The organism is Sulfurimonas hydrogeniphila (genome assembly GCF_009068765.1).
In the GTDB taxonomy this organism is placed as follows: domain Bacteria; phylum Campylobacterota; class Campylobacteria; order Campylobacterales; family Sulfurimonadaceae; genus Sulfurimonas; species Sulfurimonas hydrogeniphila.
The window spans coordinates 2,033,976-2,060,742 of sequence record NZ_CP035534.1; the positions used below are offsets into that span (position 1 = coordinate 2,033,976).

Genomic DNA, 26,767 nt, shown 5'->3' on the forward strand with positions numbered 1-26,767 from the left:
TCTTTAAAACTTGAAACCTGTTTTATTGCGTTTTAAATCCTCTGCAACCATCATCATGCAAAGCTCTTCGAGTGTTGTTTTTGGTTCCCATCCAAGTATGTTTTTTGCTTTTTGAGGATCACCTATGAGCAAATCCACCTCAGCCGGTCTGTAAAATTTCGGATTTACACGAACAACAGTTTTACCTGTTGCTTTGTCAATTGCCACCTCATTTTCTCCATCTCCCTGAAACTCAAGCTCAATATCTGCTGCTTTGAATGCCATGGTAACAAAATCTCTGACTGTTTCTGTTCTGTTTGTTGCCAGCACAAAAGTATCCGGCTGCTCTGCCTGCAGCATCAGGTACATTCCCTCGACATAATCTTTCGCATACCCCCAATCCCGTTTTGCATCCATATTTCCAAGCTCCAGGCACTCCAATTTTGCAAGTTTTATTTTTGCAACTGCATCTGTGATTTTTCTTGTTACAAATTCAAGTCCTCTTAAAGGGGATTCATGATTAAACAAAATGCCACAACTGCCAAAGATATTATAGGATTCTCTATAGTTGATTGTCATCCAGTGCGCATACTGTTTTGCCACACCGTAAGGGCTTCTTGGATGCAATGGTGTCGTTTCTGTCTGTGGAATCTCCTGAACTTCTCCAAACATTTCAGAAGTACTCGCCTGATAAAATTTTATACTTTTATCTACGATACGAATTGCCTCAAGCAGATGCACACACCCAAGTCCTGTGATATGTGCAGTTGCAAGAGGCTGCTCAAAAGAAACACCTACAAAACTCTGTGCCGCAAGATTGTAGATTTCGTCCGGCTTAATCTCAGCTACCATTCGGATACTGTTTGCCTGATCTGTCAAATCATATTCAATCAAATGCAGATTCGGATGATTCTCGATTCCCAAATCTTCTATTCTCCAAAAGTTGACAGACGATACACGTCTGTATGTTCCATACACTTCATAGCCCTTTTGGAGTAGCAACTCTGCCAAATAAGCGCCGTCCTGCCCTGTAATTCCTGTTACAATTGCTTTTTTCTTCAAAATCAGTCCTTTAAAAATCTATCCAGTATTTCAATGTTTTTCATATTATTTGTATCAGCCAAAATCTTTATATAGGATTGTAGCATATCATACAAGTTATTGATATATTTATAGCGTATATTATAGAGTTTTTGTTTTGCTTTGTTATACTCAATAATACTGCTCAAACCTCTGTCATATTTTATCTTTACCGCATCAATGTACTGCTGTGCAGACTTCAGTGCTTCGGCATACAGACTCACAGAGTCCATAGAAGAGTAAAAAAGAGAACGCGCATTTTCATACTTCATATTGACCTCTTTTTTTGTATTTTGCAAGTCTTCATAAGCTGCCTGCTTTATCAGTTTTGCCACTTCAACAGCAGCGGAATTGTATCCACCGTCATACAATGGCATACTTAAACTCACTACTGCATACTCTGTTTTCACAAAAGGATCTTGAATTGTCAGAGAATTCATATCAGATTTAGAATAGACTACATCCAGGTCTATTTTGGGATAATACCCTGCTTTTGCCTGTTTAATTTCATACTCTTTCATTTTAAGCACTATATTTGATTGTTTTACATCCACAGATTCTACCTGACCGCTCGCAGCTCTTTGCATATCGTACAAAAGGGGCTGCATATCTTTGTGTAACTTTATTTGTGGTATTTCAATACTCTTTTTCCCTGTGTATTCTTGCAGTTTTTGCACATACGTTTTATATGTTTTTTTTTCTTTATCCAGCTCTATTTTTGCCGAATTATATTCTACCTGCATCTCTAACAAATCTACTTTGTCTGAAAGTCTCATCACAAACTGTTTTTGTATTTTTGTCTGCATAGAACGGGTGTATGCTATCTGGGACTCTAAAAGTTTTATTTTTGCATCAGAACGCATGGCATCAAGATATGCTTGCATTGTATCCTGTGTCAATGCTATTTTTTTCTGTTTTACATCTATATCAGCATATTTTTCACGCTGCTTTTGAAGATTGATTCTCGCATAAGTTCCTGCATTATATATACTTTGCTTTAAAGAGAGTGCATAGTTTGCTACCGTCTGTTTGCTGACATCCGTAGCATAGTATCTCGCCTTTTTATATGATGCAGAAAGATTCAAATGCGGATAAAGAGCAGATTTTTCCTCTTTTAGCTTTTGTATTTCTGACTGATACATGTAACTTGATGACTTGACTGCATGTGAATTTTCCAAAGCCAGATTGTAGGCCCTCGAAAAGGTCAGCACTTCTGCATTTAGGGAACCTGCAACAATAAAAAGCAATATACCTGCATATATTTTATTCTTCATTGAAACTTCTCCCGAGCATATCTCTAAAAGGCTTGACAATATAACTTAAAAAAGTTCTTTGTCCTATATTTATCATTGCTTCAGCAGGCATCCCCGGTAAAAGTACTATTGATTTACTTTCCAACTCTTTTTTCCCCGCATCTGTAACTTCTATTTTCACAATATAGTAGGATGTGCCATTTCTTTTTTCCGTAAAACTGTCTGCCGAAACATAAATAACTTTCCCTTTTACTATGTCAAGCTGTGCGACATTAAATGCCGGAAACTTCAATGTTGCTTCAAGCCCTCTATGTACTTTGTCGATATCTTTTGTCTGAATCTGTGCTTCTACAATCAGGTGTTCATTTTGAGGCACAATACTTAAAATTTCTTCTCCCGGTTTTATAACACCGCCTACTGTATGTATATTCAGACCAACCACTGTTCCACTGATGGGTGCATTGATATTTGTTTTGCGCAGCTTATCCTCATAAGCAATGATTTGAGACCGCAAATCTGCTTCATCCGATTTGGCTTTTGCATATTTTTCCAATATTTCCTGCTGAAACTTTTTTTCTCTTAACAACTGCTGATTTTTTGCTTCGACTATCTGTTCTTTCAGTTTTGCCATATCAAAAGAGTTACTGAGAATTTCACCCTGTAAACTGTTGTATGTTTTTTGCAGTTTTCGTATTTGTTCATTGCTTACAAGCCGTTCTTTAAAAAGTTCTTTTTGTTCTTTTATTTCTTCGGCAACAGCTTCCAGGTTTTGTTTTTTACTTGCTACCATTGAAGAGAGACTGCTCATCTGATTTTCAAGTTCAGTTATTCTGTTTTTGGTAATTTCTCTCTCTTTGTTGTTGCTTTTATGCGTTACATTAAATATTTTCAGTTGAGTACTTCGTGCATTTTGATTTTGCAGCTCTTTTGGAAAATCTATCTTTTCTCTTGCCTCTTTCTGTGCTTCGAGTCGAGCTACAAGCGCAATGGTTTCTTGATATTTCGCTTTTGCGATAGCAAGTTTTGACTTTATTTCCACATCATCCAGTTTGATAAGAAGATCACCTTTTTGTACCTTGTCACCATTATTTATATAAATCTTTTTTATTGTACCGCCATACTGATTTTGAACAGTTTTTTTATAAACTCCCGCAGAAACTTTTCCCGGAGCAACCACAGATGTTTCAAGCGGATTAAACGCTGCCCATACCAGCAACACAACCATTAACAGCAGTATAAACAGGCCATACTTGATTACTTTTGTTGTATCGTGTGGTGGTAACTCATGTTCTTGATTTTTTTGCATACTCTTATCCTTCATTACTTTTGCGGTTTGCTTAACGAAACTTTTGGCATAGCTGTCTGTTTGCCTGCTGCTTGTGTTTTTGTCTGTGCCTGCTGTTTTGCCTGTTGTGCTTTTGCTGCTGCCTGTTCATTAAGTTTTGCCAAAACATCATTTGTCGGACCATACATCTGCAGTGTACCTCCGCCGAAAAGTGCTACTCTGTCAGTTACCTTTAAAATATCCATCTTATGGGAGATAACCAGGACTGTTGAGCCTATACTTTTTAGGTGTAAAATGGTGTTATTCAACGCCATCTCTCCTTCGGCATCAAGATTTGAGTTTGGCTCATCCAGTACTACAAGTACCGGGTTGTTGTATACAGCACGTGCCAGTGCTATTCTTTGTTTTTGTCCGCCTGAAAGTCCAACGCCGCCATTGCCTATTGGAGTATCATAGCCATTTGGAAGTTTCAGTATCATTTCATGAACACCGGCCATTTGCGCGGCTGCAACAACTTTTTTATCATCTACTTCGCCAAGTCTGGCTATATTTTCTGCAATTGTTCCCTCAAAAAGTTCTATATCCTGTGGTAAATAGCCTATATATTTTCCAAGTTTCTGACTGTCCCACTGATGAATATCAGCTCCGTCAATTCTTGCTACACCGCTTTGGATAGGCCAGACACCCAAGATGGCTTTTGCAAATGTCGTTTTTCCACTGCCGCTTGCCCCTATGATACCTACGGTAATGCCCTGCGGTATATCAATGTTAATTCCCTTGAGCACCGGAAGTTTTGCCATCGGAGGAATAACAATAATATTTTCTGTTGTAATATGCCCTTTAGGTGCAGGCAGTTCAGTAGTTTCTTTTTCTTCCTGGTAATCTTTGAGCAGGGCATCAAGTCTTTTATAGGCAATTTTTGCATCCGCAAAACCTTTCCATGAACCTATAAGCAAATCAAGCGGTGCCAAAGCACGCCCAAGCAACACAGCCCCCGCAATAATTGTACCGGCAGAAATATCTCCGTTAATAGCCAGATAAGCACCGATACCGTAGGTTAATGACTGAAACAACTGTCGCAGTGTTTTACTCAGGTTGGACCATTTTCCCGCATTGTCACTTGCTCGCGACTGTGTATGCAAAAATTTTATATGCTGTCTGTACCATCTTTTTTTAATATCTTCCTGCATCCCCATGGCATGAATAATTTCTGCATTTTGTATATTTTTGTTGATATAGAAATTTGCCTTGTTTGAGAGTTTGTTTGCCTCTTCAAGATCTTTTTTTGTACTTCTTTCATTTATGATGGTAATTATAACAATAACCAAGGCAGCAAAAATTGTAAATCCTGCAAGAAAAGGACTAAACAGATACATTACAAAAAGATAAAAAGGAAACCATGGCACATCAAAAAGGGCAAAAATCCCCTGTCCCGTCAAATACTGTCTCAATTTTGTCAGATCACTCATCGGCAAAGAAGAAACCTGTCCGGGTTTTAACCGTGCTGTTTCAAAAATAGTGTCAAAAAGTTTTGTATTCATATCCAGATCTATTTTATTCCCCACCCGAACAAGTATTCGTGAACGAATCATTTGCAGTGCGCCAAGAACAAAAAACAATCCTGTCACTAAAACAGTCAGCAAAATCAGCGTATCCATGCTTCGGCTCACCATAACTTTATCATATACCAGCAACATATATATTGACGGCAAAAGCATCAACAGGTTTATAAACATGCTGAAAAGACCCGCATGCACAAAAGCATTTTTAGACTTTTTAAGTATTTCAGCCAACGATAATGCTGCTTCACTGTTTTTTGATTGTTTTTTATTCATTGTTTCTCATCCGATTATTAGGCTATATTTTGTTTTTGCATTGTAAGTTTAAAAAGCGTTTCTATGTGTTTGAGTGATTCCAAATGTGCATCTATCAAAGTAATAATACCTTTTCTTACCCAGTCTGCCAATATGTCATCACTCAGTGCATTGAGTTTTTCTCGGTCGACCACTTTAAATCCGTTCACAAGAACTTTTTTCTCATCACCTTCACCTACAGAAATTTCTCTCTCTTCAAGAATACCGCTTTGACTAATCACTTTGGCAACATTGGCTGTAATCACTGCCTGGTTTTCATGATTTGTCAAAAATTCTATGGCATGTGTCAACAGTTCTGACTGCTCACCGCTTTTTTTAAAAAGCTGTTTGCCTTTTGATTTTGAAACAAGCGGTGATTCTTCATCTATGAGAATGACCTTTTGCTCCGGATTTTCTTTCGTACTTGCCAAAGCAAACGGATATTTTCTCAAAAACGACGGAACATACTGTGTAATCCATTTTCCTTCTTCATTAATTGCCAAAGAGTCACCGCCAAGTGATACAAGCGCAATAAGTGAAGGATTTTCATCCGCACTGAAAACTACAGGAAAATTCGAGCCTACTGTTGCCACTTCACTGGCTAAAACAGGAATAAAAGCACTCTGTTTTGCAAAGTTTAAATTTTCCATTGCCGCTATTTTAAGGTCTTTGTGTTTTTCTTTGTCTAAGACTACTAAATTTTTATACATGGTTTTCCTTTTTTCTTTGGTTTGTTTTTTTGGACGACCTCGACTTTTTGAAGCCAGTGTCATTCCGACAAGTGATTCTAATTCTTTTATAAATTCAGGAGTTGCTGTTATACTTTGTTTTTCCAGAGAATGTTTGATAAAAGAAATCTTTTTTTCATCTTTTTGTTCATTAAAAAGTTTTGCATACGCTTCAACCCTTTTTTCATCTGTATAGCCCAATTCTTTATACATTGGATGATAACTTACAATACTGTCTGCTCTACTGTAAAGGTTTTTACCTATACTGCTAAAAGAATGATTTTTCCCAGCCAATTGTTCAATGTATATCATGACATCAAATAAAAAAGATTTGTCCTCTACAAGAGAAGCTTTATATCTTCCTTCCCACAGTGTGCCACTGCGCTGGTATTTTTTATTATAGTAACCGACATATCTTCGTCCCAAACTCTGCATAAACTTTGGCAAAGTATCAGGTGCTGCCGGAGTAGCCAAAAATTCAAAACACTGACTAAGCAAGCTGTAGGCATGAATATGCAGTAAATTATCTGCTGAGAGCTCTTTTACTATGTTCATAAATACCGTATAATCATCACTGTCCTTAAAAAGCACCATATCATTGATACTCTTTAAAAGTACATGCTGTGATAAATTCTCTACAAAAACTCTGGTTTTCCGTGCCAAGCAAATTCCTTGATTTATTCTCAGAATGCATTGTAGTAGAATAAAACTTTATTGTTTATTAAATCACTCCGACACTGTTTTTATTTTAAATAATTGGTGCCATAGTGATTTAAAAATTTTCTGCAATTCCCCAGTTAATATTTGGTATCGCACTTTTTAAAACATGAAATATCTCCTGCATAACAAAAGCATCTACAACTGCTGTTGCAAGAATATTTTGAGATGCCAATGATATTTTTATCTCATTTTTTGCCTGTAAGGTAAAATTTACTTCCATAAGCAACTCTTCTTTTGTTCTATAAAGCTCAAGATTGACTCCGTCAGTTTCTGTCCGTGCTGATACAGCAGAATTTTTATTTTCCTGTATTGTCCGGATCGGAGTATCAAGAGAAAAATGTTTTTCAAGAAACTCTTGGGCAGTCGGAATCAGATCTAAAATAAAATTTCTTGTAATCATAAAATCTATTCGGTTGTGTATGTCTTCATAATTAATGACAAAGCGTATCCGGTCTTCTACCACATCATAAATTGGTGTAAATGTTTGTGCAGTTACTGTTTTTTTCATAACGCAAATTATATCTTTTTTTCACTGGTTTTAGCTTTGCTCAAGGTTTTTTAGATATTATTCTGCTTCTACAATATTTGCCGACATAGCTCAGTTGGCTAGAGCAGCTGATTTGTAATCAGCAGGCCCGGGGTTCAAATCCTCGTGTCGGCACCATTTTATATCACGACCATAGTATTATCCTGAAAATAAATACCTGTCAAATCAATAAACTCCTGCGAATTTGAAAACCCTACAACCACATCAGCCTGTGTAAATCCCTTGTTCATTGCTTCTTCCCAATAGAGTAAACCGTCGGTATCTGCGCTTCGAAACAAAACATTTTCATACAGAGAATTTATAAATTCTGCATTTGTCTGTGAAACACCGTACAAAGAGCTAAACTCAGCAGAAAGTACAAAAGAGTTTGCAATATCGTTAATACTCTGTCCGTTGTTAAGGTTATTTACCCAGTAGTTTAAACCGGCGCTGTCTGCAACCCTGTCCAAAACAGCAAGGTAAAGTCTTCCTATAGCCGCTTCACTGCTTTGAGTATAAAAAACAGTACTTCTTTGGTAGGCAGTAAGGTTTACTGCAACGCTGTCAATATAAAGTGCTTCTACGTTTGTAAGCACATCAAAACCGGTATCTGTTCCCGCTACTACAATAGTATTGTTAAAATAATCCACTCTCGGCACCCAGGTAATACCTTCTTCATACACAGTATCATACCCATTCCCTGCATCTACGTTATTATTGAGAGAATTGAGAACAATTGTATCAGAAGATTGACTTCCGACAATATTTTCTATATAAGTATCTTCAGTTAATGCCAGATAGTGTTTCACTTGACCATTTATAATGATACTTTGTGCACCCGGATTTATATCAATATATTCATTCCCTGATGCACTGAGAGATTCAAGTGAAATTGTATCATTCCCTCCAAAATCATAAATAGTTGCGATATTCCCTGTTGTCTGAAAGTTACCATATATCTTCTGGCTGTAAAGCAACGCATTTAAATCATACAAGGTATCGCCTGTATCCTCTTTCACACCATATATAGTCTGTAATGCCTTAATATCCGCTGCCTGATAGGAAGTAAAAGTATTGATGCCGTTATAAGGATTATAGGACATATCGGTATCATGTATATCTACACCTGGGTAAAAACCGTCTCCAAAAGGATGGCTTAGTCCAAGAGCATGCCCTATTTCATGCATCAATGCAGAATAACCAAGCCCTCCATAGCTAAAATCCTCATCATTAAAAGCTGCAGAAATATAAATATCTCCAGAAGGGCTTTTCACATCAGAATAAGGAGTGTAGGCATATCCGAGAGTTGTCGAATCTGACATATTTTTGTCAGATATGACTATATCTCCTACTCCGCTTGCATCATATATAAAATCTAGATTTATAAGAGCAGTAATATAATCAAATATTTTAAAAGCAGCATTTTTGAGTGCTGCTGATACTGTGACACTGCCTTCATAATCTGCAGCAAGTTCATAACTGAGTCTTGAACTCTTAAAGGAGAAAGAAACCGTTGTTTTGTCCCATTTATCACCATATATTAAACCATCAACCAATTCTTGTGTAGTCATAACAGTATTATACCGGCTTTATACTAACTAATACGAAATTTCCTGATCGCCGGTACCGCTCCCTGGTCCAGTGTCGGGACCAGGATTGGCAGCAGCAGCGGCAGCATCTGCTTCCTCTTTTGCCTGCGTCGCCGCATCCTCGGCTGTACTTTGTGCATTCTGCACCTGAGTAAGTTTTGCAGCGGCATCACTTTCTATCTGCACTGCCTGCTCCTTATATATTTGCACATTAAGATTTGCAGCAACGGCTTTATCACTCGCTGTCTGAGCATCTTCAGAGAGCGATACAGCCAGATCTGAGTGTTCTTTTGCTGCATCTTTTAAAATATTAATTTGACTGAGACTGTTTTCTGTTTGTGCACTTTGAGCGTTAAAACTTGTCTGTGTCGCTTCCAAGAGAGTCTCATTTGCTTTTTGTGTTGCTATGTCTGCCTGATTTCTGGCAGTATTTAATTCTTCAGATGCCAAAGTTTCTATAGTTGTCACATCCTGTGTCAGCTGATGTATATCATTTGCTGTATTCTGTGCGCTCTCTGACTGTGCTTGTGCTGTTGCAGCCGCTGTTGCAGCCGCTGATTCTCTTGCCGCATCCGCTGCCGCCTGTGCAGCTGCATCCGCTGCTGCCTGTGCAGCCTCATACGCACTGATTTCATAAGCTGTAACATTCTCTTTTGCCTCTACAATTCTGTTAAAGGCCTCGTTGGCACTGTTTGCAGCTTCTGTTGCTGCCTGTGCCGCCTGCAATGCATTTTCTTTTGCCTGAAGGGCAGTCTGTTCATATTCCAGTGCCAGACTTTTTGCTGTATCTATTTGTGTTTCAACTTCATTCGTCACTGCAGTTGCAACAGAATTTTGGTTAAAATTACCGGTTTGCTGTATTGCACTCTCTGTATTTGCACTTACAGCTGTATTGACACTTTTGCTTACTTTTACCTCTTGTGTTGCAACAGACACACTTTTTTTTTGTTCTTTTGCTGTTTTTGGTTCCTGCGGTGCTTCTCCGACAGGAACAAAAGTATACTCTCCTGCCTGTACATCCTGGCAGCTTCCTGAAGCACACACAACAATTGCATGCTCAATACACTGTATGAAATCTCCGTTTTCCCCTGTTGTTCCTTCAAAAACTGTTCCTCTGATACCGATTGTGGCATTTCTTGTTTTGAGATGAAAACGTTCCTGTGCTATTTTTCCTATTTTTCCCGTTATAACCCTGAAAAATCCTCTGCTGACTTTAAAGTCTGCTTTTGATTCCTGCGCAGTATCAAAAAAATATTCCTCTGTTTTAAAAATTGTTTTTTCACCAAGAGTAATAACTGTGTCATCTTTAAAAACAATTTTTGCCAAAGAATTTTTAGCCGTGCTTATTATATCTTTACGCTCTATTGGAAGAGATTCAAAGGCTTTGACAGATCTGTTGTCTCGCAAAATATGGACATCTCCTTTGAGCAGAGCAAAAGAACCTATACTCCCATGTACCCCAACCGTACATGTCAAAATTAACAAAACTATTTTAAAAATCTTCATAATGATTCCTTTTTAAAAATACCGGGACAACATGAGGCTCAGTGTATTCTTTTTATAGGCAAAAGCACTGATTGTTGACTCGTTTTTTATATAATTGTATTTCAAAGAAAGATTATATACTTTGTAAAAACTTCTTGAGACTGTTGTCCCATACGTTTTTCTTCTGTCTTCTCTTTCTCCCAAACTGACATCATGATCGATAAAATGTCTCTTTTCATATTTTGCATCTACAGCAAAAGCATATTTTTTTATAAATGTTCTGCTGTAGCCTGTTTCAAATATATATTCATCTCGACTGATATCTGTTCTGTTTCCGAATTCTTTTCTTATTTTTTGGTATGCCACAGTACATTTTACAGCAGTCTGTGTTGTGAGATTATACATTGCAAAGAGTTTATACAAAGCTATATTGTCATTTTTTGTTTTATCTTCATCATGAACAAATTTATCTTTTTTAAAGGCAATATCCATTTTCGTCCGCAAACGTTGAAAAAACACTTTTGAAAGTTTCACGCCCAGACCATATGTGTACATATAATGCCGTGCGGCATAATTTAAATCATTTAGAAGTATCTGCGGGCTAAGAGTATATCCGTTTTTATGTACAGCAGGTCCACTCGCAAGAGAAGTATACAACATATTTTGATCAGAGTATTTTAAACCATTCCTGTGAAAAAGCAAAACACTGTCTTCCCATGTTGTAAACGGGTAGTCCGGCATTGTATAAGTATGGGAGAAATAAACAAGTTTGTCTATAAAGATATCACTTACAGCATTTGTGTCATTGCTTAAAATAATCGAGTTATAACTTGTAACAGGTTCATAGGTATTGTTTCTGATGTTGCTGTCATATGTTGTCCCTGCAGACAAAAGGACAAAATATTTATGCAGTCGTTTTGTTCGATCAATTTGTTTAAGATAATATTGTGCCTCTTTTTTAAATTCGGCTTTTTTTAAAATCAAAAAAAGTTTTTTGGCGTCTTGAAGTTCTCCCAGATTGTATAAAGATTTTGCCAGATAGAGTATTACTTTTTCATTTTCAGGTTCCTTTACATGTAATATATAAAATTTTTCATATGCCTGCACAAAATTCTCTTCTTTATACAGGGTCACTGCATCTGAAAACACAGAAGCAAAAAGCTGAACAGTTGCAAATAATAAAATATATATAAATCGCATGTTTTAATTCCTTTTTTTAAAGTATAGTATACTTTAAATTGATTTTCCTTAAAATATGTTATCATTCATGTATGAACAAATATAAAAAAATATTGATGCAGCTTTTCATTTTTGTCAATATTACACTTATATCCATGTTTGCCTATTTAAAATACCCTTCCTTCTTTTCGCTGTTTGAAAATAAACTCAATGATGTAATGTTTCTTGCAAGAGGAGACAAAACAGCAGATGATCGTATAGTTATTGTTGATATTGATGAAAAAAGTCTTCAACAACTCGGACAGTGGCCATGGAGCAGAAACAAAATTGCTACGATTTTAGAGCATCTGACACAATACGGTGCAGGTATTATCGGTTTGGATATTGTGTTTGCAGAAAAAGACAACAGTTCTCCAAAACTTGTGCTGCAGAAGCTTGGTTTGAAAAATATAGCAGCAGAAGATTATGATAAAATTTTGGCAGAAACAATTGCTGCATCACCTACTGTTACGGGCTATGTTTTTGCACTGAAAAATGATACCCTGGAAAAAAGAGAAACCCTTCCAAAAACAACTGCAATTATTATAGAAAAAAACAAACCGGAAAAATCTTCTCTGATTAAACCTTACAGGGCCATTGTAAATATCCCTGTCATTAAAAATGCCGCTTATTCCAGTGGATATTTTAATACCATACCGGATGAAGACGGTGTGGTGAGAAGTATTCCTATGATTATGGAGTACCGTGGTCTGCTCTACCCCTCTTTAAGCCTGGAGCTTACAAGATTGGCACTTGGGGAGAGAAAAGTTGTTATCAATTATTATAAAAAAGGAGTAGAATCCATTCGTATAGGTAAAATCACTATTCCTACCGACAGATTTGGAAGAATGATAATCAATTACAGAGGAAGACAGCACAAATACAAATATATCTCTGCCTGTGATATTTATGCAAATAAAATTGATCCAAAAGAGATAGCCGGAAAAATTGTACTTGTCGGAACAACAGCAGCCGGACTGCTTGACCTCAGAAGCACGCCTTTTGACAGTGTTTACCCTGGTGTTGAAGTCCATGCAACAGCAATTGACAACATACTCAACCAGGAATTTCTTGCCCGTCCCTCATGGATTATCGGTTTTGACATAGTTGATATATTTCTCTCTTTGAGCATAGCATTCGGGCTGCTGCTTATCCCGAATGCTATGCTCAGTTTTACATTTTTAACTCTTTTCATCACAGGACTGCTCTTTATGCACTACTATACCATGACTGAAAAGGGACTGCTTATCAATACTCTGTTTCCTTTGGCAGGCATCAGTTTTTTGTTTGTTATTGGAGAAGCTGTCAACTACTTCCTTGAATCCAGACAGAAAGAGAGAATCAAACAAAAATTCGCCACAAAAGTTTCTCCAGCCGTTGTTGAAGAACTCATTGCAAATGCAGACTCGGATACTTTTGATGTCAAAGAAAAAGAGATAACCATACTTTTCAGTGATATAAGAGACTTTACCTCTATATCTGAAAAAATGGATTCTGCAAAAAGTCTTATAAACCTCCTAAACGAATATATGACCCCTATGGTGGATATTATCACAAAATATAAAGGTACTGTCGACAAATTTATAGGTGATGCCATCATGGCATACTGGAATGCACCCACAGATGTGCAAGATCATCCGGATAAAGCCCTGCAGTCTGCAATAGAACAGATTCTACGGCTTGAGACATTAAATATAAAACTCAGCAAAGAAAAAAAACCAAATATAAATATAGGTATAGGCATCAATACAGGTGTCAGTGTTGTCGGAGAAATGGGTTCCATAGGAAGAAGTGATTACACCTGTATAGGAGATTCTGTCAACCTGGCATCGCGGGCAGAGGGATTGTGCAAAGTCTATGCAAGTAAAATCATACTGAGTGAATATACAAAAAAAATGCTCAAGAAAGACAACTACTTCTTGAGAGAACTTGATACCGTTCGGGTAAAAGGCAAAAACAAACCGGTTACAATCTATGAATGTATGGGATACAAAGAAAAACACTGGGTGAATTTTAATGAAAATGATACTAGAATCTATACAGAAGCTTTAAAATTGTACAAAAACAGTCATTTTAAAGAGGCAAAAAAATTGTTTACCCGGCTTAACAATGCAAACGTCCAAAAACTTTATACCATATATATACAAAGGTGTGAATATTATATACACAACAGACCAAAAGATTTTGACGGTGTTTTTACATTTACAAACAAATAAAAAGGAGCTTTTGCAATGCAAGGCATAAAATTTTTAGGTGCTGGCGGCAGTGTCAGTAATGATTCTTATACTACTTGTATACAGTTGGGCAATCACACACTCATAGATGCCGGAAATATCATGCACTCTTTAAATGAAAAAGCCAAAGAGATTCATACTGTATTTCTTTCACATTCCCATTTGGATCATATAGTGGACATTGCCTTTTTACTTGACAGTTTTTTTGAAACCCGCAAAGAGACATTAACACTCTACGGACATCCGACAAGCCTGCAGATAGTGCATAAAAATATTTTCAACAATGACATCTGGCCTGATTTTACAAAAATCAATATCCCCGGGACAAACAAACCTTCCCTTGCCTTTGTAGCCATCGAAGAAAATAAAAAATATACAATTGAGAACAATATCAGCCTCACTCCTTTTGCTTCTGTACACTCGATTCCCTGTTATGGTTATATCATCGAACAGGGAGAAGATGCACTTTTTTACTCTGCAGATACATTTAAAAATGAAAAACTTTGGAAATACATTAATAAGCATCCCAACATACACGCGCTTATCATTGATGTCTCTTTTCCAAATGCACTTTCAAAGGTTGCACAGGAGAGTAAACATCTTACAAGTCAGTTTTTGCATGATGATATGCAGTATTTGCAGCGCAAGGACATCAAAATATATATTAACCACATAAAACCGATGTATAAAGATCTCATAGAAAAAGAACTCCATGCTATAGGCATAGGGAAAAAAGATATCATTCATGACGGAGATATCATTACTTACAAAAAAGGCATAAAACGAAGATCTCTTGATTCTGCGGAACATAAAATAGAAAAACTGAATAAAATAGGCATAGCACTCTCTTATGAACAAAACATTAACAAACTTTTAGAGAATATTGTCAAATATACCAGAGAGATAACAGAGGCCGACGGAGGAACGCTTTATCTGCTAAAAAATGACAAACTCCATTTTACTGTAGCACAGACAGACTCTCTCGGCATAAAAATGGGAGGGGAGAGTGCTGCCATCACATGGCCCCCTCTGCCTATGCATCTTGAAGACGGCAGTCCAAACAAAAAAATGGTTGCGGTTATGTGTGCACTTGAGGGCAAAGTCATCAACATCCAAGATGTCTACGAAGCGGAAGGTTTTTCTTTTGAGGGGACAAAAGCCTTTGACAAATCAACCGGTTACCGTTCCAAATCTATGCTTGTTATTCCTTTGCGTGACCATGAAAACAAAATAATCGGAGTCTTACAGCTTATCAACAAACTCGATTTGTTCAATGACACAGTTGTTTCTTTTAACAAACATGATGAACAGATTACACTCTCACTCGCATCACAGGCTGCCGTTGCCATCACAAAAGTAAAACTCATAGCAGGGCTTGAAAATCTGCTTGAAGCTTTTTTAAAGAGCATTATTTATGCTGTAGGAAAAAAATCCCCCTACACTGCCGGACATATAAAACGGATGGTACAGCTTTCCTTAATGCTTGCAAATGCCGTAAACAAAGAGAATCAAATCTTTCAAAACAAAACCTACACAAAAGAACAGCTACAAGAGATAAATTTTGCAGCGCTGATGCATGACATAGGCAAACTTGCCACACCTGAACAGATTGTGGACAAAGCCACAAAACTTGAAACAATTTATGACAGAGTTTATATGATAGAAGCACGTATAGCCTTGATAAAAAAAGAGTATGAAATTGCCTGTCTTAAAAAAGAAATAGATAAAAAAACCTTTGAAGACACTGTAAAAGAGCTAGAAAACTATTTTGATAAAATACAAGAAAGTAACAAGGCTGCCGGATTTACCTCAGATGAGGATGTGGCACTTTTCACAATGTTGGCGGACAAAGTGTATCAGATTAACAATAAAGCATACAAGGTGCTGACAAAAGATGAAGCCTATAACCTGAGTATACGCAAAGGAACATTGACAAAAGAAGAAAGACAGATTATAAATGACCATGCAAAAATCAGCCTTGAAATCTTAAAAAAACTGCCTTTTCCTCAAAAATATAAAAACATACCCGAAATTGCCGGCAGTCATCATGAAAAACTTAATGGTAAAGGCTACCCCAGAGGGCTCAAAGGAGATGAAATATCTTTTGAAGCCCGCATCCTTGCCATTGCCGATATTTTTGAAGCACTTACAGCAAGTGACCGGCCATACAAAAAAGCCAATCCTCTCTCCCTTGCAATGAAAATTTTATACTTTATGGCAAAAGAGAATGAACTCGACAAAAATCTTGTCAAATACTTTTACACCTCGGGACTTTACAAAGAATATGCCAAAAAATTTTTACCAAAAAGCAGTATAGATGAAGTAGAACTGGATTTTAGTGATTTATAATTGGTAAATTTAACAGATGTAAAAAAAATGGCAAAAATGGTGCCTAAAAATGGTACCTAGCACCTTTTTTTATTTACTTGATCTGCCATTTAAATATCATTTTATGCTATAATAAAGCCAAAAAAGGAATATAAAGTTGGATATATTGGACGAGGTGACAGAAGGGTTGGCTTCAATGGATAGTGTCATTTTTGCTTATTTGTTTGGTTCTTATAGTACAGATGAACAAACAGATGAGAGTGATGTTGATATAGCACTTTATTTGCAAGATACTTCGTTTGACACACAGCTTGATATTACTTATAAACTCTCCAAACGCCTCAATAAAAATGTAGATATAGTTATTTTAAACAGGGTGAAAAATATTTTTTTATTAGAAAATATACTCAAAGACGGCATTATTCTCAAAGACTCCCAACAAAGATTTGATTTTGAACTCAAAAAACAACATCAAATATTGGATTTTAAAGCTTTTAAAAGGTACATAAATGCAGCATAAAATTGATGCAAAGATTGCAAAGCTTAAGTACTATATAGGACTTTTACAAAGTTATAAAACAGATTGCAAAGAGAGATTTTTAAAAGATGCTATGTTTGAGGGTGCTGTTTTGCATTATTTGTATTTAGTGAGTGACGGTTCTATCTCACTTGCAGAAATGGTTATAAAAAGTAAATCTTTACCTAATCCTCAAAGCTATTACCAAGCTATAGATATACTTGGAGAACATGGAATTATCCCGAGAGAATTTGCATACAATTTTGCAAAAATCGCTTCTTTTAGAAATTTTTTAGCACATGATTATGAAAAGATAGACTATGCTTTTATATGCGATGAAATATTAAATAAATTAGATGATATTGAACAATATATTTCTTATATTGAAAATATTTGATGCACACAATGGTGCCTCACACAATGGTGCCTGGCACCTTTTTTATGGCATCTTTTCTTTTTAGTAGTGATACCTGCACTGTGCTATTACAATAAGTCCATTGATGATTTTATAAACCAGTCTATGTTCAGATGTGATTCTTCTTGAAAAATAGCCTTGATAATTTTCCTTCAGTCTCTCGGGTTTTCCAAGCCCGTTTGAATCATCAGGATTTCTCTTGATATCTTCAAGAAGTGTATTGATTCTTTTTAATACTTTTTTATCATTTTGTACCCAATACTGATAATCTTCCCAGCCTTTATCAGCAAACCCTATAAGCATATTTAAATCTCTTTTGTAATGAATTTACTGCTTTCAATCTGCTCAATAGCATCGTTTAGTCTATCTCTATTGTTTTTTGAACCCAATAGATACAGAGTTTCTTTCAGGGAACTATATTCATCATAAGACATGATGACAGCAGACTTGTTGTTTTTTGTAGTAATTATGTACTCATCGAAGTCATCACAGACTTTATCTATGATACTTCTGAGATTATTTCTTGCTTGTGAATAAAATACAGCTTGCATGAAAAACTCCTTTTGTCAATATGTTGTCATTATAGCTAAAGGATATATGATATGTCAATGTTTCTCATGCACAAAATGGTGCTTTGCACCTTAAATGGCACCTTAAATGGCATTAAAATGGTGCCTGACTGGCACCTTTTCTTGATAAAATGTATCTTTTTTGATACAATTTGATTATGAAAAAAATTACTTCACTATTTTATATATCTGCTAATGGAAATAAGCCAGTACGAGAATGGCTATTAAGTTTAAGTAAAGAAGATAGAAAAATAGTGGGTGATGATATAAAGACAGTAGAATATGGTTTTTCTATTGGTATGCCTGCATGCAGAAGGCTTGAGAGCAAATTATATGAAGTAAGAAGTAATATAACCGATAAAAGAATAGCAAGAATTATTTTTACTGTTGAGCATGAGTATATGATCTTATTGAATGGTTTTATAAAAAAAAGTCAAAAAACACCTAAAAATGAGATTGATTTAGCACTTAAAGAGCAAAGGAGATAAAATGAAATTAAAACCAAATATAAAAAGTGATTTTGATGAGTTTTTAAAAGAGGAAGATATGCTTGTAGATGCTGAAACAACAGCTGTAAAAAGAATAATAGCATATCAAATAAAGCAAGAGATGGAAGCTCAAAAAATAACAAAAACAAAAATGGCTAAAATGATGAACACAAGTAGAGCAGTTGTAGATAGGTTGTTAAACCCTCAAAACCATTCTATGACACTGCAAACACTAGAATCAGCCACATCTGCACTTGGGAAAAGGTTAGATATAGCTATTGTTTAAAGCCCACAAAATCAAAATGGTGCCTGGCACCTTTTTATTTAATGATGTTGTAATTTTTCTTTTATTAATAGATAAGTTGAAAAAATAACTAAGACTAAAGTAACCACTGAAATAATTGTTTGTCCATCCATTATTTACTCCTTTTTTCAAAATGTATCATTGTTGCCATAATTAATATAGAACCTGCAGTAATTGAAATCGTATGTAAATTAATATCAGAATTCATAATTGCATAAGTACCATTAACAAATAATCCTAATCCTATATTTTTTAGTAATTCATACATAGTTGATTATACAATAAAAAGGATAAAAATGCGGTTTGCTTAACATAAGAAGATTTTCTGTGAAAAAAGAAAGAAAAAAAGGGAATGCACAAAATGGTGCTTGGCACCCTTTTTTTAGTGACTTGGTTTATGCGGCTTATATATAAGTTTTAAACCTACAACCAAAGCTATAGTTCCTATAACTGCTATTGCTATTGCTAGTTCCATAATTCATTCCTCATTAGCTTTTTTGATAAGTATATAACCAATTAAATATAAATTTACTATACCATAAACTGATAATAAAACAACACCGATACTGTAATTATCTTTTTGCATATAAGTATTGAAAAGAAATAATACTAATAATAAGTTGGCAAGTGTCATAAATATTTCACCAAGCTTTTCTTTTGCTTTATCTATTTTAGCCATAAACGATATACAATAAAAAGGATAAGAATGCGGTTTGCTTAACATAAGAGGACTTCTGTCGAAGAAAGAAAGAAAAAAAGTTGGTTTGGTGAAAATGGTGCCTGGCACCTTTTTTTGCACCTTTTTTTAAACCCAGTCTGCAATTTTCCAATGCTTTTTAACAGCTAAAAAACCTATAATAGCAGCAAATATAAAACCTAGTGGTATTATTAAGATTCCTATTTCATTCATCAGATATCCTTTCAAGTTTTTTAGTTGATAAATTCATTTTTATATAAGTAACAAAAATTGCTATTGATACAAATATAAAAATAACAGCAAATACATATCCAACCATATTTGAATCTGCTATATATTTTAGCGCATATGTACCAAACGCTCCATCAATTGCTAATAATATAATTAATTTTTTGTAAAGAGAATCAATTAGTTTAGCAATAATATCAACTTTATCTTTCCGTGCCTGTAATGTCATAAGATTATTATACAATAAAAAAGATAAAGAATGATTGGAGTAACATAATGCTTATTCTGAGGGAAAAAGGTTTGTTTGGTGGATGCAAAAAGAAAACACAAAATGGTGCCTGGCACCATTTTCTTTGGCACCATTTTCTTGACACCTTTTTTTTAAAAATAATCTACTATTTTCCAATGCTTTTTATATGCAAATATAGCAATCATAGCTGCAGTCACAAAACCTGTACTATATATCAATATTCCTAAACTACTCATCTCTTAAATCCTTTATTAGTATTTCTAATCTATTTAATTTTAAATAAGCTAACACTATACCAAATGATAAAAATAAAAAAGGAATTAGTAATAATAAACCTACCCTAATTCTTTTTCAAATACAGATAATCCAAAGCCACCGATGGCTCCATTTACTGTCATAAGAATAAATATTTTTTTATCTTTCCTTTCCTGTAATGTCATAAACAATTATACAATAAAAAGGATAAAAATGCGGTTTACTTAACATAAGAGCACGGTAATTCAAGTTTAACCACCATTTAAAGAAAGTGGATCAAATTTTGCTTATCTTCTGCAAACAGCAGGAGATAAAAATGCAAGCATTACTAGAAGAATTTAGACAATTACCAGATTATAGGAAGAATAAGGTTGGATATACACATCTAGGAGAGATATTATTTTTATCTCTCTTAGCTGTAAACAATATTGGCAAAAGAAAACTTGATATGCTTCATGCTGCTTTTATTGAGAATGATTTACGGATACCGCCTTCAAATAGATTTGAGCATTTACAAGGGAATTTAAAAGGTTTTTGTAACATCAGAATTAACGAGCAATTTCGAGTAATATTCCGTTTTGAGAACTCAAATGCTTATGATGTTTATATAGAAGACTATCACAAATAAAGGAGAAATGATGAAAGCAATAAGACCAAGTACACACCCTAGAGTTATTTTAAAAGAAGAGTTTGCAATTCCTATGAATTTAACACAGGCAAAACTCTCAAAAGACCTTCATGTCGGCATTAAAACATTAAGTGAACTTTACAATGAAAAACGTGGTATTACATCTTTAATGGCATTAAAACTTGCAGAGTATTTTGGAACCACTCCTCAGTTTTGGATGAATCTTCAAAATGCTTATGATTTGTATAAAACATATGAAAAAGAGAAAGATAATTTAACACATATTTCGCATTATGCAGCATAAAATTGCAAGATGCACAAAATGGTGCCTCAACAAAATGGTGCCTGGTACCTTTTTAAAAATAATCTACTATTTTCCAATGCTTTTTACATGTAAATATATCTGCAGTCACAAAATCTGTACTATATATAGTCATTCCTGAAAAACCAAGCCTCAACAAACTCCAGTATTTCTAAATCAGCATTTTTTAATCACTCGTAAATAAAATATTAAGATTATTTTATCTTGTAAAAATTGAAGTTTCCTAATCTTGCTAAAAATTGTAATTGCAAAGGAATAATTTCCAATATAAAGTGCAAAAAAGTAGAGTCTCATCCACTTTTTAAGATTAAAGGCACTCGCAGCCAATAGAAGATTTATCTCATCACCTTTGAAACCTTTTAAAAAGTTTCTTGCCATTCTATGGTCTGATTTGAGATGCCCTATAACAGGTTCTATGGCAGCTCTTCTTCTAAACTTTTGTCGTTTTATTTCTAACTCTTGAGGTGTATCTTTTTTTCTTACTTTTGAGGGGATAGAGATTATAGTCTCATAAGGTATAGGTATCATCTCTATCGCTTTTAAAAACTGAGTTATGATAAAAGTTTTTTGGTGATATTGCAAATAGACAAGCATTAGGTAAAAAGTGACATAGAGTGACTCATAATGGTTGCTTACTTGTTTAACTCCAACATAACCTCTATCACATATTCCTTCTGCTACTGCTGTTTCTCTGCTCTTATGGACACTATCTAAAACATCAGATACTGTTTTTGAATCATGAATATTCTCTTTATGTGCAGCAACACCTACAATAATTGCACTCTCTTTAGTAGTAGCGATAGAAGCTTTCGTACCAAACTCATACCCTTTATGATCTTTACCTTTATTGATAGCATAGGCATCTACTTCATGAAGAGAGTAAACTTTATTTTTATCATTTCTCTCTTGTGCTAATACTTTGAGATAAAACTCAAATTTAGAGTGATAGTTTTTAAGGGTATCTTCATCCATCTTCCTCTGGATATCTCTCATAATTATTTTTGCTATTGCTCGTATACGCTTCATTGCACCAAGAGCTGTTTTTATCTTACGAGGATGACGATAGAAGCGAAGTTGCATACGAAGTTGTTTCAGTTCTTTTACGTAGCTTCTTCTGAGTTTGATATTCTCTTTATTTGCAATCTTTAAAAGGTGAATTATTATTTTAAGGGCAAGTTTTCCATCTGTAGGAAATGTTAAATTACTCTCTTGAACAGTAGAGTCAAGCAGTGATGTGTAGGATACTTCAAGTCGATAAAGCAAGTTATTACCACTGGATAAAGCAAGGATGCCAGATGCAACAGATAGATAAAAAACTTAATGAACTCATTGAAATTATCTTCATGCAGGGTAGAGAAAATTACGGTACACGGCGTATTAAGGATAAGCTAGTGCAAAGGTATGGCTTTGTTGTTTCTCGTCGTCGCATAGGGCGTATAATGTGTGAGCTGGGACTTGTTGCAAAGACGAAAAAACGCTATAGAATCAATACAACAAACTCCAATCATAATCTACCAGTTGCACCGAATATTTTAAACAGAGACTTTTATGCTTCTTATCCTGATGAGAAATATGTTGGAGATATAACTTATATTCCAACAAATGAAGGATGGCTCTATTTAGCTACTGTCATAGATTTATACTCCCGTCGCATCGTTGGCTGGTCGATGGATGATACAATGAAAGTATCACTTGTGAATGACGCTTTAAATATGGCACTTATTGCAAGAAAGCCTCAAAAAGGTTTGATCTGGCATATGCCCGAACGAAGTGACAAATGCCCTTGGGGTACCAACAGAGGCAGTCAAGACGCTTCATATACTCACAAGGATTTATTACAACAGCATGGAATCGTTCAAAGTATGTCACGCAAAGGGAACTGTTGGGATAACGCGGTGGCAGAGAGCTTTTTTCATACACTCAAAACTGAACTCATTTACCATGAGATTTTTGAGACAAAAGCTCAGGCTAATCAAGCTATATTCGAGTATATCGAAGTTTATTATAACCGACAAAGAATGCACTCTGCAAATGGTAATTTATCACCTGTTGAGTTTGAAGAAAAAATGATGTTACAAGTTGAAACAGCAGCTTAGAATCTTTATGGATAAGTATGAAATAGGGTTGACACATCACTTTGTTCCATCTTCTCTTCAAAGAGTTTATATATAAGTTCTATCTGCTCTTGTGTTAATCGTTTATATGGTCTGTATTTTCTTTCACTCTCTTTTACTGCCATGATAAAATCCTTCTTTATGAATTTTATCTTTTTAAGCAATTTCTGTTCTAGTTAGTCAGTGCCTAATATTAGAGGACTTTTACGTGTGCGTAAGTCTGCAGATGCAGGCTTACGAAAGGGTTAAATGTTATTAAACAAAGTCAACGAAGTCTGCTGCAGTCAATGTACCTGCATCCGCTATACCTGTAAGTGTAGCTATCAATGTAAGCTCAGCTGCATCAATAACAATATCACTATTTCCACTTGCATCAGCTTTAAATATAGCTGTATCTGTTCCATCTGAAACAGCTAGATAAATTACTGAGTTAGTATTCTCATAATCAACATGATCTTCCGCAGCATCCACATCTATAGCTGCTAAATAAGTAGCGACATCCGCAGTAGAAAGAGAAGTAGCATTACCTGTACCAGCATCTCCATTATTAATTATTACTAATCCACTATTTGCAGTAATAGCATCATCAGTACCATCATTATTGGATATAACCGCTTGCAGTGTTCCTGAATTAGTTACATTTACTACATCAGTGGTACCTGTAAAGTCTATGATATCTTCTGCTACTGTAAAGCTATTTATAACATCTGTACCTTCACCACCAAATGCGATTTGGATCGTATCCGCACCAGCACCAAGCGTGATAGTATCATTACCTGCACCACCTGTGATAGTAGCACCATTTGTTGTATCGGCATTATCGGCAATAATAGTATCATCACCGGTAGAACCTGTAATTGTAACAGCAGCTGTGTCATTTGTTGCACTTATTCTAAATCCATCCGTTGATGCAGTAGTTACTGTTGCAGCAGATAAATCAACCGTTGTTACAGTGTCAGCCACAGCTAGGTTGGCATTAACAGCAGCACCACCAAGGTTTTGAGTTGCAGTTGTAGCTGTCCAATTTGCGCTTACATTTGCATTTGCTGTAGCTCCTGAAGCAATAGTTAAAACATCATTACCAGCTATCCCATTGATGCTATCTATACCTGCATCTACATTGACCGTATCTACACCAGCACCAAGCGTGATAGTATCATTACCTGCACCACCTGTGATAGTAGCACCATTTGTTGTATCGGCATTATCGGCAATAATAGTATCATCACCGGTAGAACCTGTAATTGTAACAGCAGCTGTGTCATTTGTTGCACTTATTCTAAATCCATCCGTTGATGCAGTAGTTACTGTTGCAGCAGATAAATCAACCGTTGTTACAGTGTCAGCCACAGCTAGGTTGGCATTAACAGCAGCACCACCAAGGTTTTGAGTTGCAGTTGTAGCTGTCCAATTTGCGCTTACATTTGCATTTGCTGTAGCTCCTGAAGCAATAACTAAATTATCAGAAGCACTTAAATCTGTTATAGTATCAGTTCCCGCATTTATATTAAAAGTGTCATTCCCTGCACCACCAGTTATAGTATCATTTAATGCACCGCCTGTTATAGTGTCTGCATCAGCACCGCCTTCTATAGTGAAAGTACCATCTAGTTCGGCAGAGCCGTCAAAAGTTAAGGTTTGTCCGGCAGTTAGATTAGAAGCATCAAGGATTAAAGAAGCTCCGTTTGCTACAAGTGTATCAACAGTCGTTATTGCAGTTGTTGCATCTCCAAGTGATATTATTTCAACATTTGTGACAGCATCTAAGTTATCTGTTGCGCCATTTGAATCTGTAAAGAGCAAGATGTCAGTTCCTGTGCCTCCATCAACTGTTACAGTAGAGCTCATTGCCCCTATAATTACGATATCATCACCATCATCTGCATTAACAGTTATTAGTGTTGTTCCATCAGCAGTCATTACAGAGTTTTCTCCTGCTGCATCTGTTAAGGTGTCTGTTGTGATACTACTAATATCATACATATCATTAGGCTTGATTGTATAAGAAACAGCGTTATTCGGATCATATGTGTACATGTTAAAAGCTATAGTCGGTGCACCTGCTAATAATGCCGGATCAGTAGGGTCAATACCTGCTTGAAACTGATCTAATAACGACATTCCCATAGCCGATGTCAATCCTATTATATTTACAGTTGAATTAGGGTCAAGTAAGTTTAAATCCGTTGCACTGCTATTTTGAGTGAAAAGTGTTTGTAATTGTGTTGCTGAAATGGTCAGGTCTGAGTGTGTATTGATTGCATTGATATTGCTAATCGTAGCATATGTTAAATCCGCTGCACCCCAAATTTCTATGCTATCTGTGCCTGCTCCACCGTCATACGTTTCACCAGTCCCGTCAACTCCAGAATCACTTGTCGCTACACCTGCTACTATTGTATCTGTAAGTCCAAGTGCATAAGCACCTGTTCCTGTTGTTACATCAGCTGCTGTATAGTCACCCGAAGCTATAGCACCAAGTACAACAAGAGTATCATTATCTGCACCACCAGTTATAGTGTCAACTCCAGCACCACCACGAATGATGTCATTCCCTGTACCACCGTCAATGATATCAGCTTCACTTCCGCCTATAATACTGTCATTCCCATCGTTACCGTTAATAGTTACACTTCCTGATGTAAATGTAATTCCACTGACATCTATGAAGTCTGCTGTGCTTGCACCGTCTGCAGTTCCGTCAATAATTACTGAATTTGTAATTGTTACCGCCCCAGTAGCAGCATCTATGGCTGATAAATCTGCAGCCAATATTGTTGAATTAGCAGCATCTGTAAGTGTAATAGCTTCACTACCATTTAGAGTAATGATAGAATTAAGAAGCGTAATTACCTCAGTTGAAGTACCAGTCACACCAGTCACGCTATTTGCACTAATGGTAGCTGTTGTTGCATTATCTATTGTATTAAGATCTGCAGCGGTAACTGTTCCTGTATCTGTTACTCCTATATCTGTAGCTTGTCCGAGTGCTGCTGCAGATATAACAGCAGGATTGGCAAGATTTGCTGCCGTATCGGCGACAAGGTAGGTAGCTCCATTGTCAAAATCGTAAGCTGCTTGGGCTTCTGCTGCAGTTAAATAAGATGAGTAATTTGTAATAGTTGTTAAAGTTTGTGTAGCTGCTGCATTTGAAGCTACATCCTGAATGGAGTTTGGTGTACCATTTGCAGCAGTATAAACAATACTGTTCACTGTGGAAGCACCTGAAATTTTTGTTGCCATGGTAAGTGTTACGATATAACGATCTACACTTGCATTTAGGACTGCATCGGTAGCCCCATCAACAGTAACAACAAAATCACTCGCTTCTGCTAGAGAGCCTCCTACATTTTCATTATACGTGATTACTATATCACCATCACTGTTGACGGTTGCCGATGCCATTGTCGGTGGTGTTGTGTCCGGTGTAGGGACTGCTGTTTCTATTGTGGTTGTTACAGTTTGAGTTGTTTGTGTTGGTGTAATTACAGCATCTTCAGCTGCTGTAATTGTAGTCGGATCAGCTGTAATGGTATCTAATTGTGCTGTTGCCTCTACCGGAGAAACACCAGAAGCAAGAACATTAAGTGAAAAAGTAGCCATGTTTTCAAGTCGAATACTGTCAACATTATTTGGTTGTGATGCTGCAGTCTCAAGCATAGCATACATTATCGTCCCTTTATCGAAGACATTTGCATTAAG

25 protein-coding genes and 1 tRNA gene are annotated in these 26,767 nt (G+C 36.0%); 10 read left to right on the forward strand and 16 right to left on the reverse strand.

What is annotated here, in order from left to right; all coding sequences use genetic code 11:
* Positions 1–3: 3 nt before the first annotated feature.
* From gmd to ETP70_RS10725, 6 genes are all read right to left on the reverse strand, one after another.
* Positions 4–1,041 (reverse strand): GDP-mannose 4,6-dehydratase, encoded by a 1,038-nt coding sequence (gmd, locus tag ETP70_RS10700; protein ID WP_223176099.1) that lies wholly within the window; start codon positions 1,039–1,041, stop codon positions 4–6.
* Between the two features lie 2 nt (positions 1,042–1,043).
* Positions 1,044–2,333 (reverse strand): TolC family protein, encoded by a 1,290-nt coding sequence (locus tag ETP70_RS10705; RefSeq protein WP_151901169.1) that lies wholly within the window; start codon positions 2,331–2,333, stop codon positions 1,044–1,046.
* Positions 2,323–3,618, reverse strand: a complete 1,296-nt coding sequence (locus ETP70_RS10710) for an HlyD family type I secretion periplasmic adaptor subunit (RefSeq protein WP_188109987.1) — start codon at positions 3,616–3,618, stop codon at positions 2,323–2,325. Before ETP70_RS10710 ends, ETP70_RS10705 begins: the two co-directional genes overlap by 11 nt.
* Positions 3,619–3,632: 14 nt before the next feature.
* Entirely contained in the window at positions 3,633–5,432 is a 1,800-nt protein-coding gene (locus ETP70_RS10715) for a type I secretion system permease/ATPase (RefSeq protein ID WP_151901171.1), read from the reverse strand.
* 17 nt (positions 5,433–5,449) lie between these two features.
* Complete coding sequence (locus ETP70_RS10720; protein ID WP_151901172.1) at positions 5,450–6,841, reverse strand: SapC family protein; 1,392 nt, start codon at positions 6,839–6,841, stop codon at positions 5,450–5,452.
* Between the two features lie 109 nt (positions 6,842–6,950).
* The gene (locus ETP70_RS10725; protein ID WP_151901173.1) at positions 6,951–7,406 is read right to left on the reverse strand and encodes a hypothetical protein; all 456 of its coding nucleotides are present in this window, start codon (positions 7,404–7,406) and stop codon (positions 6,951–6,953) included.
* 79 nt (positions 7,407–7,485) lie between these two features.
* Here ETP70_RS10725 and ETP70_RS10730 point away from each other — a divergent pair.
* Positions 7,486–7,562: transfer RNA gene (locus ETP70_RS10730), tRNA-Thr, on the forward strand.
* A 2-nt stretch (positions 7,563–7,564) separates the two neighbouring features.
* On the opposite strand, the gene ETP70_RS10735 is transcribed toward ETP70_RS10730, so the two are convergent.
* From ETP70_RS10735 to ETP70_RS10745, 3 genes are read right to left on the reverse strand one after another with little or no spacing between them, the layout of a single operon-like run.
* Positions 7,565–8,995, reverse strand: a complete 1,431-nt coding sequence (locus tag ETP70_RS10735; protein WP_151901174.1) for a DUF4214 domain-containing protein — start codon at positions 8,993–8,995, stop codon at positions 7,565–7,567.
* A gap of 27 nt (positions 8,996–9,022) precedes the next feature.
* The gene (locus ETP70_RS10740; protein ID WP_151901175.1) at positions 9,023–10,519 is read right to left on the reverse strand and encodes a FecR family protein; all 1,497 of its coding nucleotides are present in this window, start codon (positions 10,517–10,519) and stop codon (positions 9,023–9,025) included.
* A 12-nt stretch (positions 10,520–10,531) separates the two neighbouring features.
* The gene (locus ETP70_RS10745) at positions 10,532–11,698 is read right to left on the reverse strand and encodes a tetratricopeptide repeat protein (RefSeq protein WP_151901176.1); all 1,167 of its coding nucleotides are present in this window, start codon (positions 11,696–11,698) and stop codon (positions 10,532–10,534) included.
* A 71-nt stretch (positions 11,699–11,769) separates the two neighbouring features.
* Between ETP70_RS10745 and ETP70_RS10750 the strand changes: the two genes are divergently transcribed.
* The 4 genes from ETP70_RS10750 to hepT all read left to right on the forward strand — a co-directional run bounded on the left by ETP70_RS10750 (position 11,770) and on the right by hepT (position 17,192).
* Complete coding sequence (locus ETP70_RS10750; protein ID WP_151901177.1) at positions 11,770–13,932, forward strand: CHASE2 domain-containing protein; 2,163 nt, start codon at positions 11,770–11,772, stop codon at positions 13,930–13,932.
* A gap of 15 nt (positions 13,933–13,947) precedes the next feature.
* The gene (locus ETP70_RS10755; RefSeq protein ID WP_151901178.1) at positions 13,948–16,299 is read left to right on the forward strand and encodes an HD domain-containing phosphohydrolase; all 2,352 of its coding nucleotides are present in this window, start codon (positions 13,948–13,950) and stop codon (positions 16,297–16,299) included.
* Positions 16,300–16,435: 136 nt separating this feature from the next.
* Positions 16,436–16,798 (forward strand): type VII toxin-antitoxin system MntA family adenylyltransferase antitoxin, encoded by a 363-nt coding sequence (gene mntA / locus ETP70_RS10760; RefSeq protein ID WP_151901179.1) that lies wholly within the window; start codon positions 16,436–16,438, stop codon positions 16,796–16,798.
* Entirely contained in the window at positions 16,788–17,192 is a 405-nt protein-coding gene (gene hepT, locus ETP70_RS10765) for a type VII toxin-antitoxin system HepT family RNase toxin (RefSeq protein ID WP_151901180.1), read from the forward strand. The genes mntA and hepT overlap by 11 nt, the downstream gene beginning before the upstream one ends.
* Positions 17,193–17,252: 60 nt before the next feature.
* On the opposite strand, the gene ETP70_RS10770 is transcribed toward hepT, so the two are convergent.
* Both ETP70_RS10770 and ETP70_RS10775 read right to left on the reverse strand, forming a co-directional pair.
* Positions 17,253–17,513 (reverse strand): Txe/YoeB family addiction module toxin, encoded by a 261-nt coding sequence (locus ETP70_RS10770; RefSeq protein ID WP_151901181.1) that lies wholly within the window; start codon positions 17,511–17,513, stop codon positions 17,253–17,255.
* Between the two features lie 2 nt (positions 17,514–17,515).
* Positions 17,516–17,761 (reverse strand): type II toxin-antitoxin system Phd/YefM family antitoxin, encoded by a 246-nt coding sequence (locus tag ETP70_RS10775; protein ID WP_151901182.1) that lies wholly within the window; start codon positions 17,759–17,761, stop codon positions 17,516–17,518.
* 176 nt (positions 17,762–17,937) lie between these two features.
* Here ETP70_RS10775 and ETP70_RS10780 point away from each other — a divergent pair, with 176 nt between their 5' ends.
* Positions 17,938–18,267 carry a type II toxin-antitoxin system RelE/ParE family toxin gene (locus ETP70_RS10780; protein WP_151901183.1) on the forward strand — a complete coding sequence of 110 codons (330 nt, stop codon included), beginning with the start codon at positions 17,938–17,940 and terminating at the stop codon, positions 18,265–18,267.
* Between the two features lies 1 nt (position 18,268).
* Entirely contained in the window at positions 18,269–18,553 is a 285-nt protein-coding gene (locus tag ETP70_RS10785; RefSeq protein WP_151901184.1) for an XRE family transcriptional regulator, read from the forward strand.
* A 496-nt stretch (positions 18,554–19,049) separates the two neighbouring features.
* Here ETP70_RS10785 and ETP70_RS10790 read toward each other — a convergent pair whose 3' ends face one another.
* Together ETP70_RS10790 and ETP70_RS10795 are read right to left on the reverse strand one after the other, a co-directional pair.
* Positions 19,050–19,250 carry a hypothetical protein gene (locus ETP70_RS10790; RefSeq protein WP_151901185.1) on the reverse strand — a complete coding sequence of 67 codons (201 nt, stop codon included), beginning with the start codon at positions 19,248–19,250 and terminating at the stop codon, positions 19,050–19,052.
* Between the two features lie 223 nt (positions 19,251–19,473).
* On the reverse strand, positions 19,474–19,725 hold the full coding sequence (locus ETP70_RS10795) for a hypothetical protein (RefSeq protein WP_151901186.1): 252 nt from the start codon (positions 19,723–19,725) through the stop codon (positions 19,474–19,476).
* Between the two features lie 592 nt (positions 19,726–20,317).
* On the opposite strand from ETP70_RS10795, the gene ETP70_RS10800 reads away from it, so the two are divergent.
* Together ETP70_RS10800 and ETP70_RS10805 are read left to right on the forward strand one after the other, a co-directional pair.
* On the forward strand, positions 20,318–20,629 hold the full coding sequence (locus tag ETP70_RS10800) for a type II toxin-antitoxin system RelE/ParE family toxin (RefSeq protein ID WP_151901187.1): 312 nt from the start codon (positions 20,318–20,320) through the stop codon (positions 20,627–20,629).
* A 10-nt stretch (positions 20,630–20,639) separates the two neighbouring features.
* Positions 20,640–20,933, forward strand: coding sequence for a HigA family addiction module antitoxin (locus tag ETP70_RS10805; RefSeq protein WP_223176100.1), 294 nt, complete (start codon positions 20,640–20,642; stop codon positions 20,931–20,933).
* A 174-nt stretch (positions 20,934–21,107) separates the two neighbouring features.
* Here the strand turns inward: ETP70_RS10805 and ETP70_RS10810 are convergent, their stop codons facing one another.
* Entirely contained in the window at positions 21,108–22,214 is a 1,107-nt protein-coding gene (locus tag ETP70_RS10810; protein WP_151901189.1) for a transposase, read from the reverse strand.
* On the opposite strand from ETP70_RS10810, the gene ETP70_RS10815 reads away from it, so the two are divergent.
* Positions 22,184–23,047, forward strand: a complete 864-nt coding sequence (locus ETP70_RS10815; RefSeq protein ID WP_230973341.1) for an IS3 family transposase — start codon at positions 22,184–22,186, stop codon at positions 23,045–23,047. The two genes, ETP70_RS10810 and ETP70_RS10815, sit on opposite strands and share 31 nt — an antisense overlap.
* Before the next feature lie 5 nt (positions 23,048–23,052).
* Here ETP70_RS10815 and ETP70_RS12445 read toward each other — a convergent pair whose 3' ends face one another.
* On the reverse strand, positions 23,053–23,190 hold the full coding sequence (locus ETP70_RS12445) for a hypothetical protein (RefSeq protein ID WP_188109988.1): 138 nt from the start codon (positions 23,188–23,190) through the stop codon (positions 23,053–23,055).
* A 130-nt stretch (positions 23,191–23,320) separates the two neighbouring features.
* Complete coding sequence (locus ETP70_RS10820; RefSeq protein WP_230973270.1) at positions 23,321–26,725, reverse strand: beta strand repeat-containing protein; 3,405 nt, start codon at positions 26,723–26,725, stop codon at positions 23,321–23,323.
* Between the last annotated feature and the right edge of the window lie 42 nt (positions 26,726–26,767).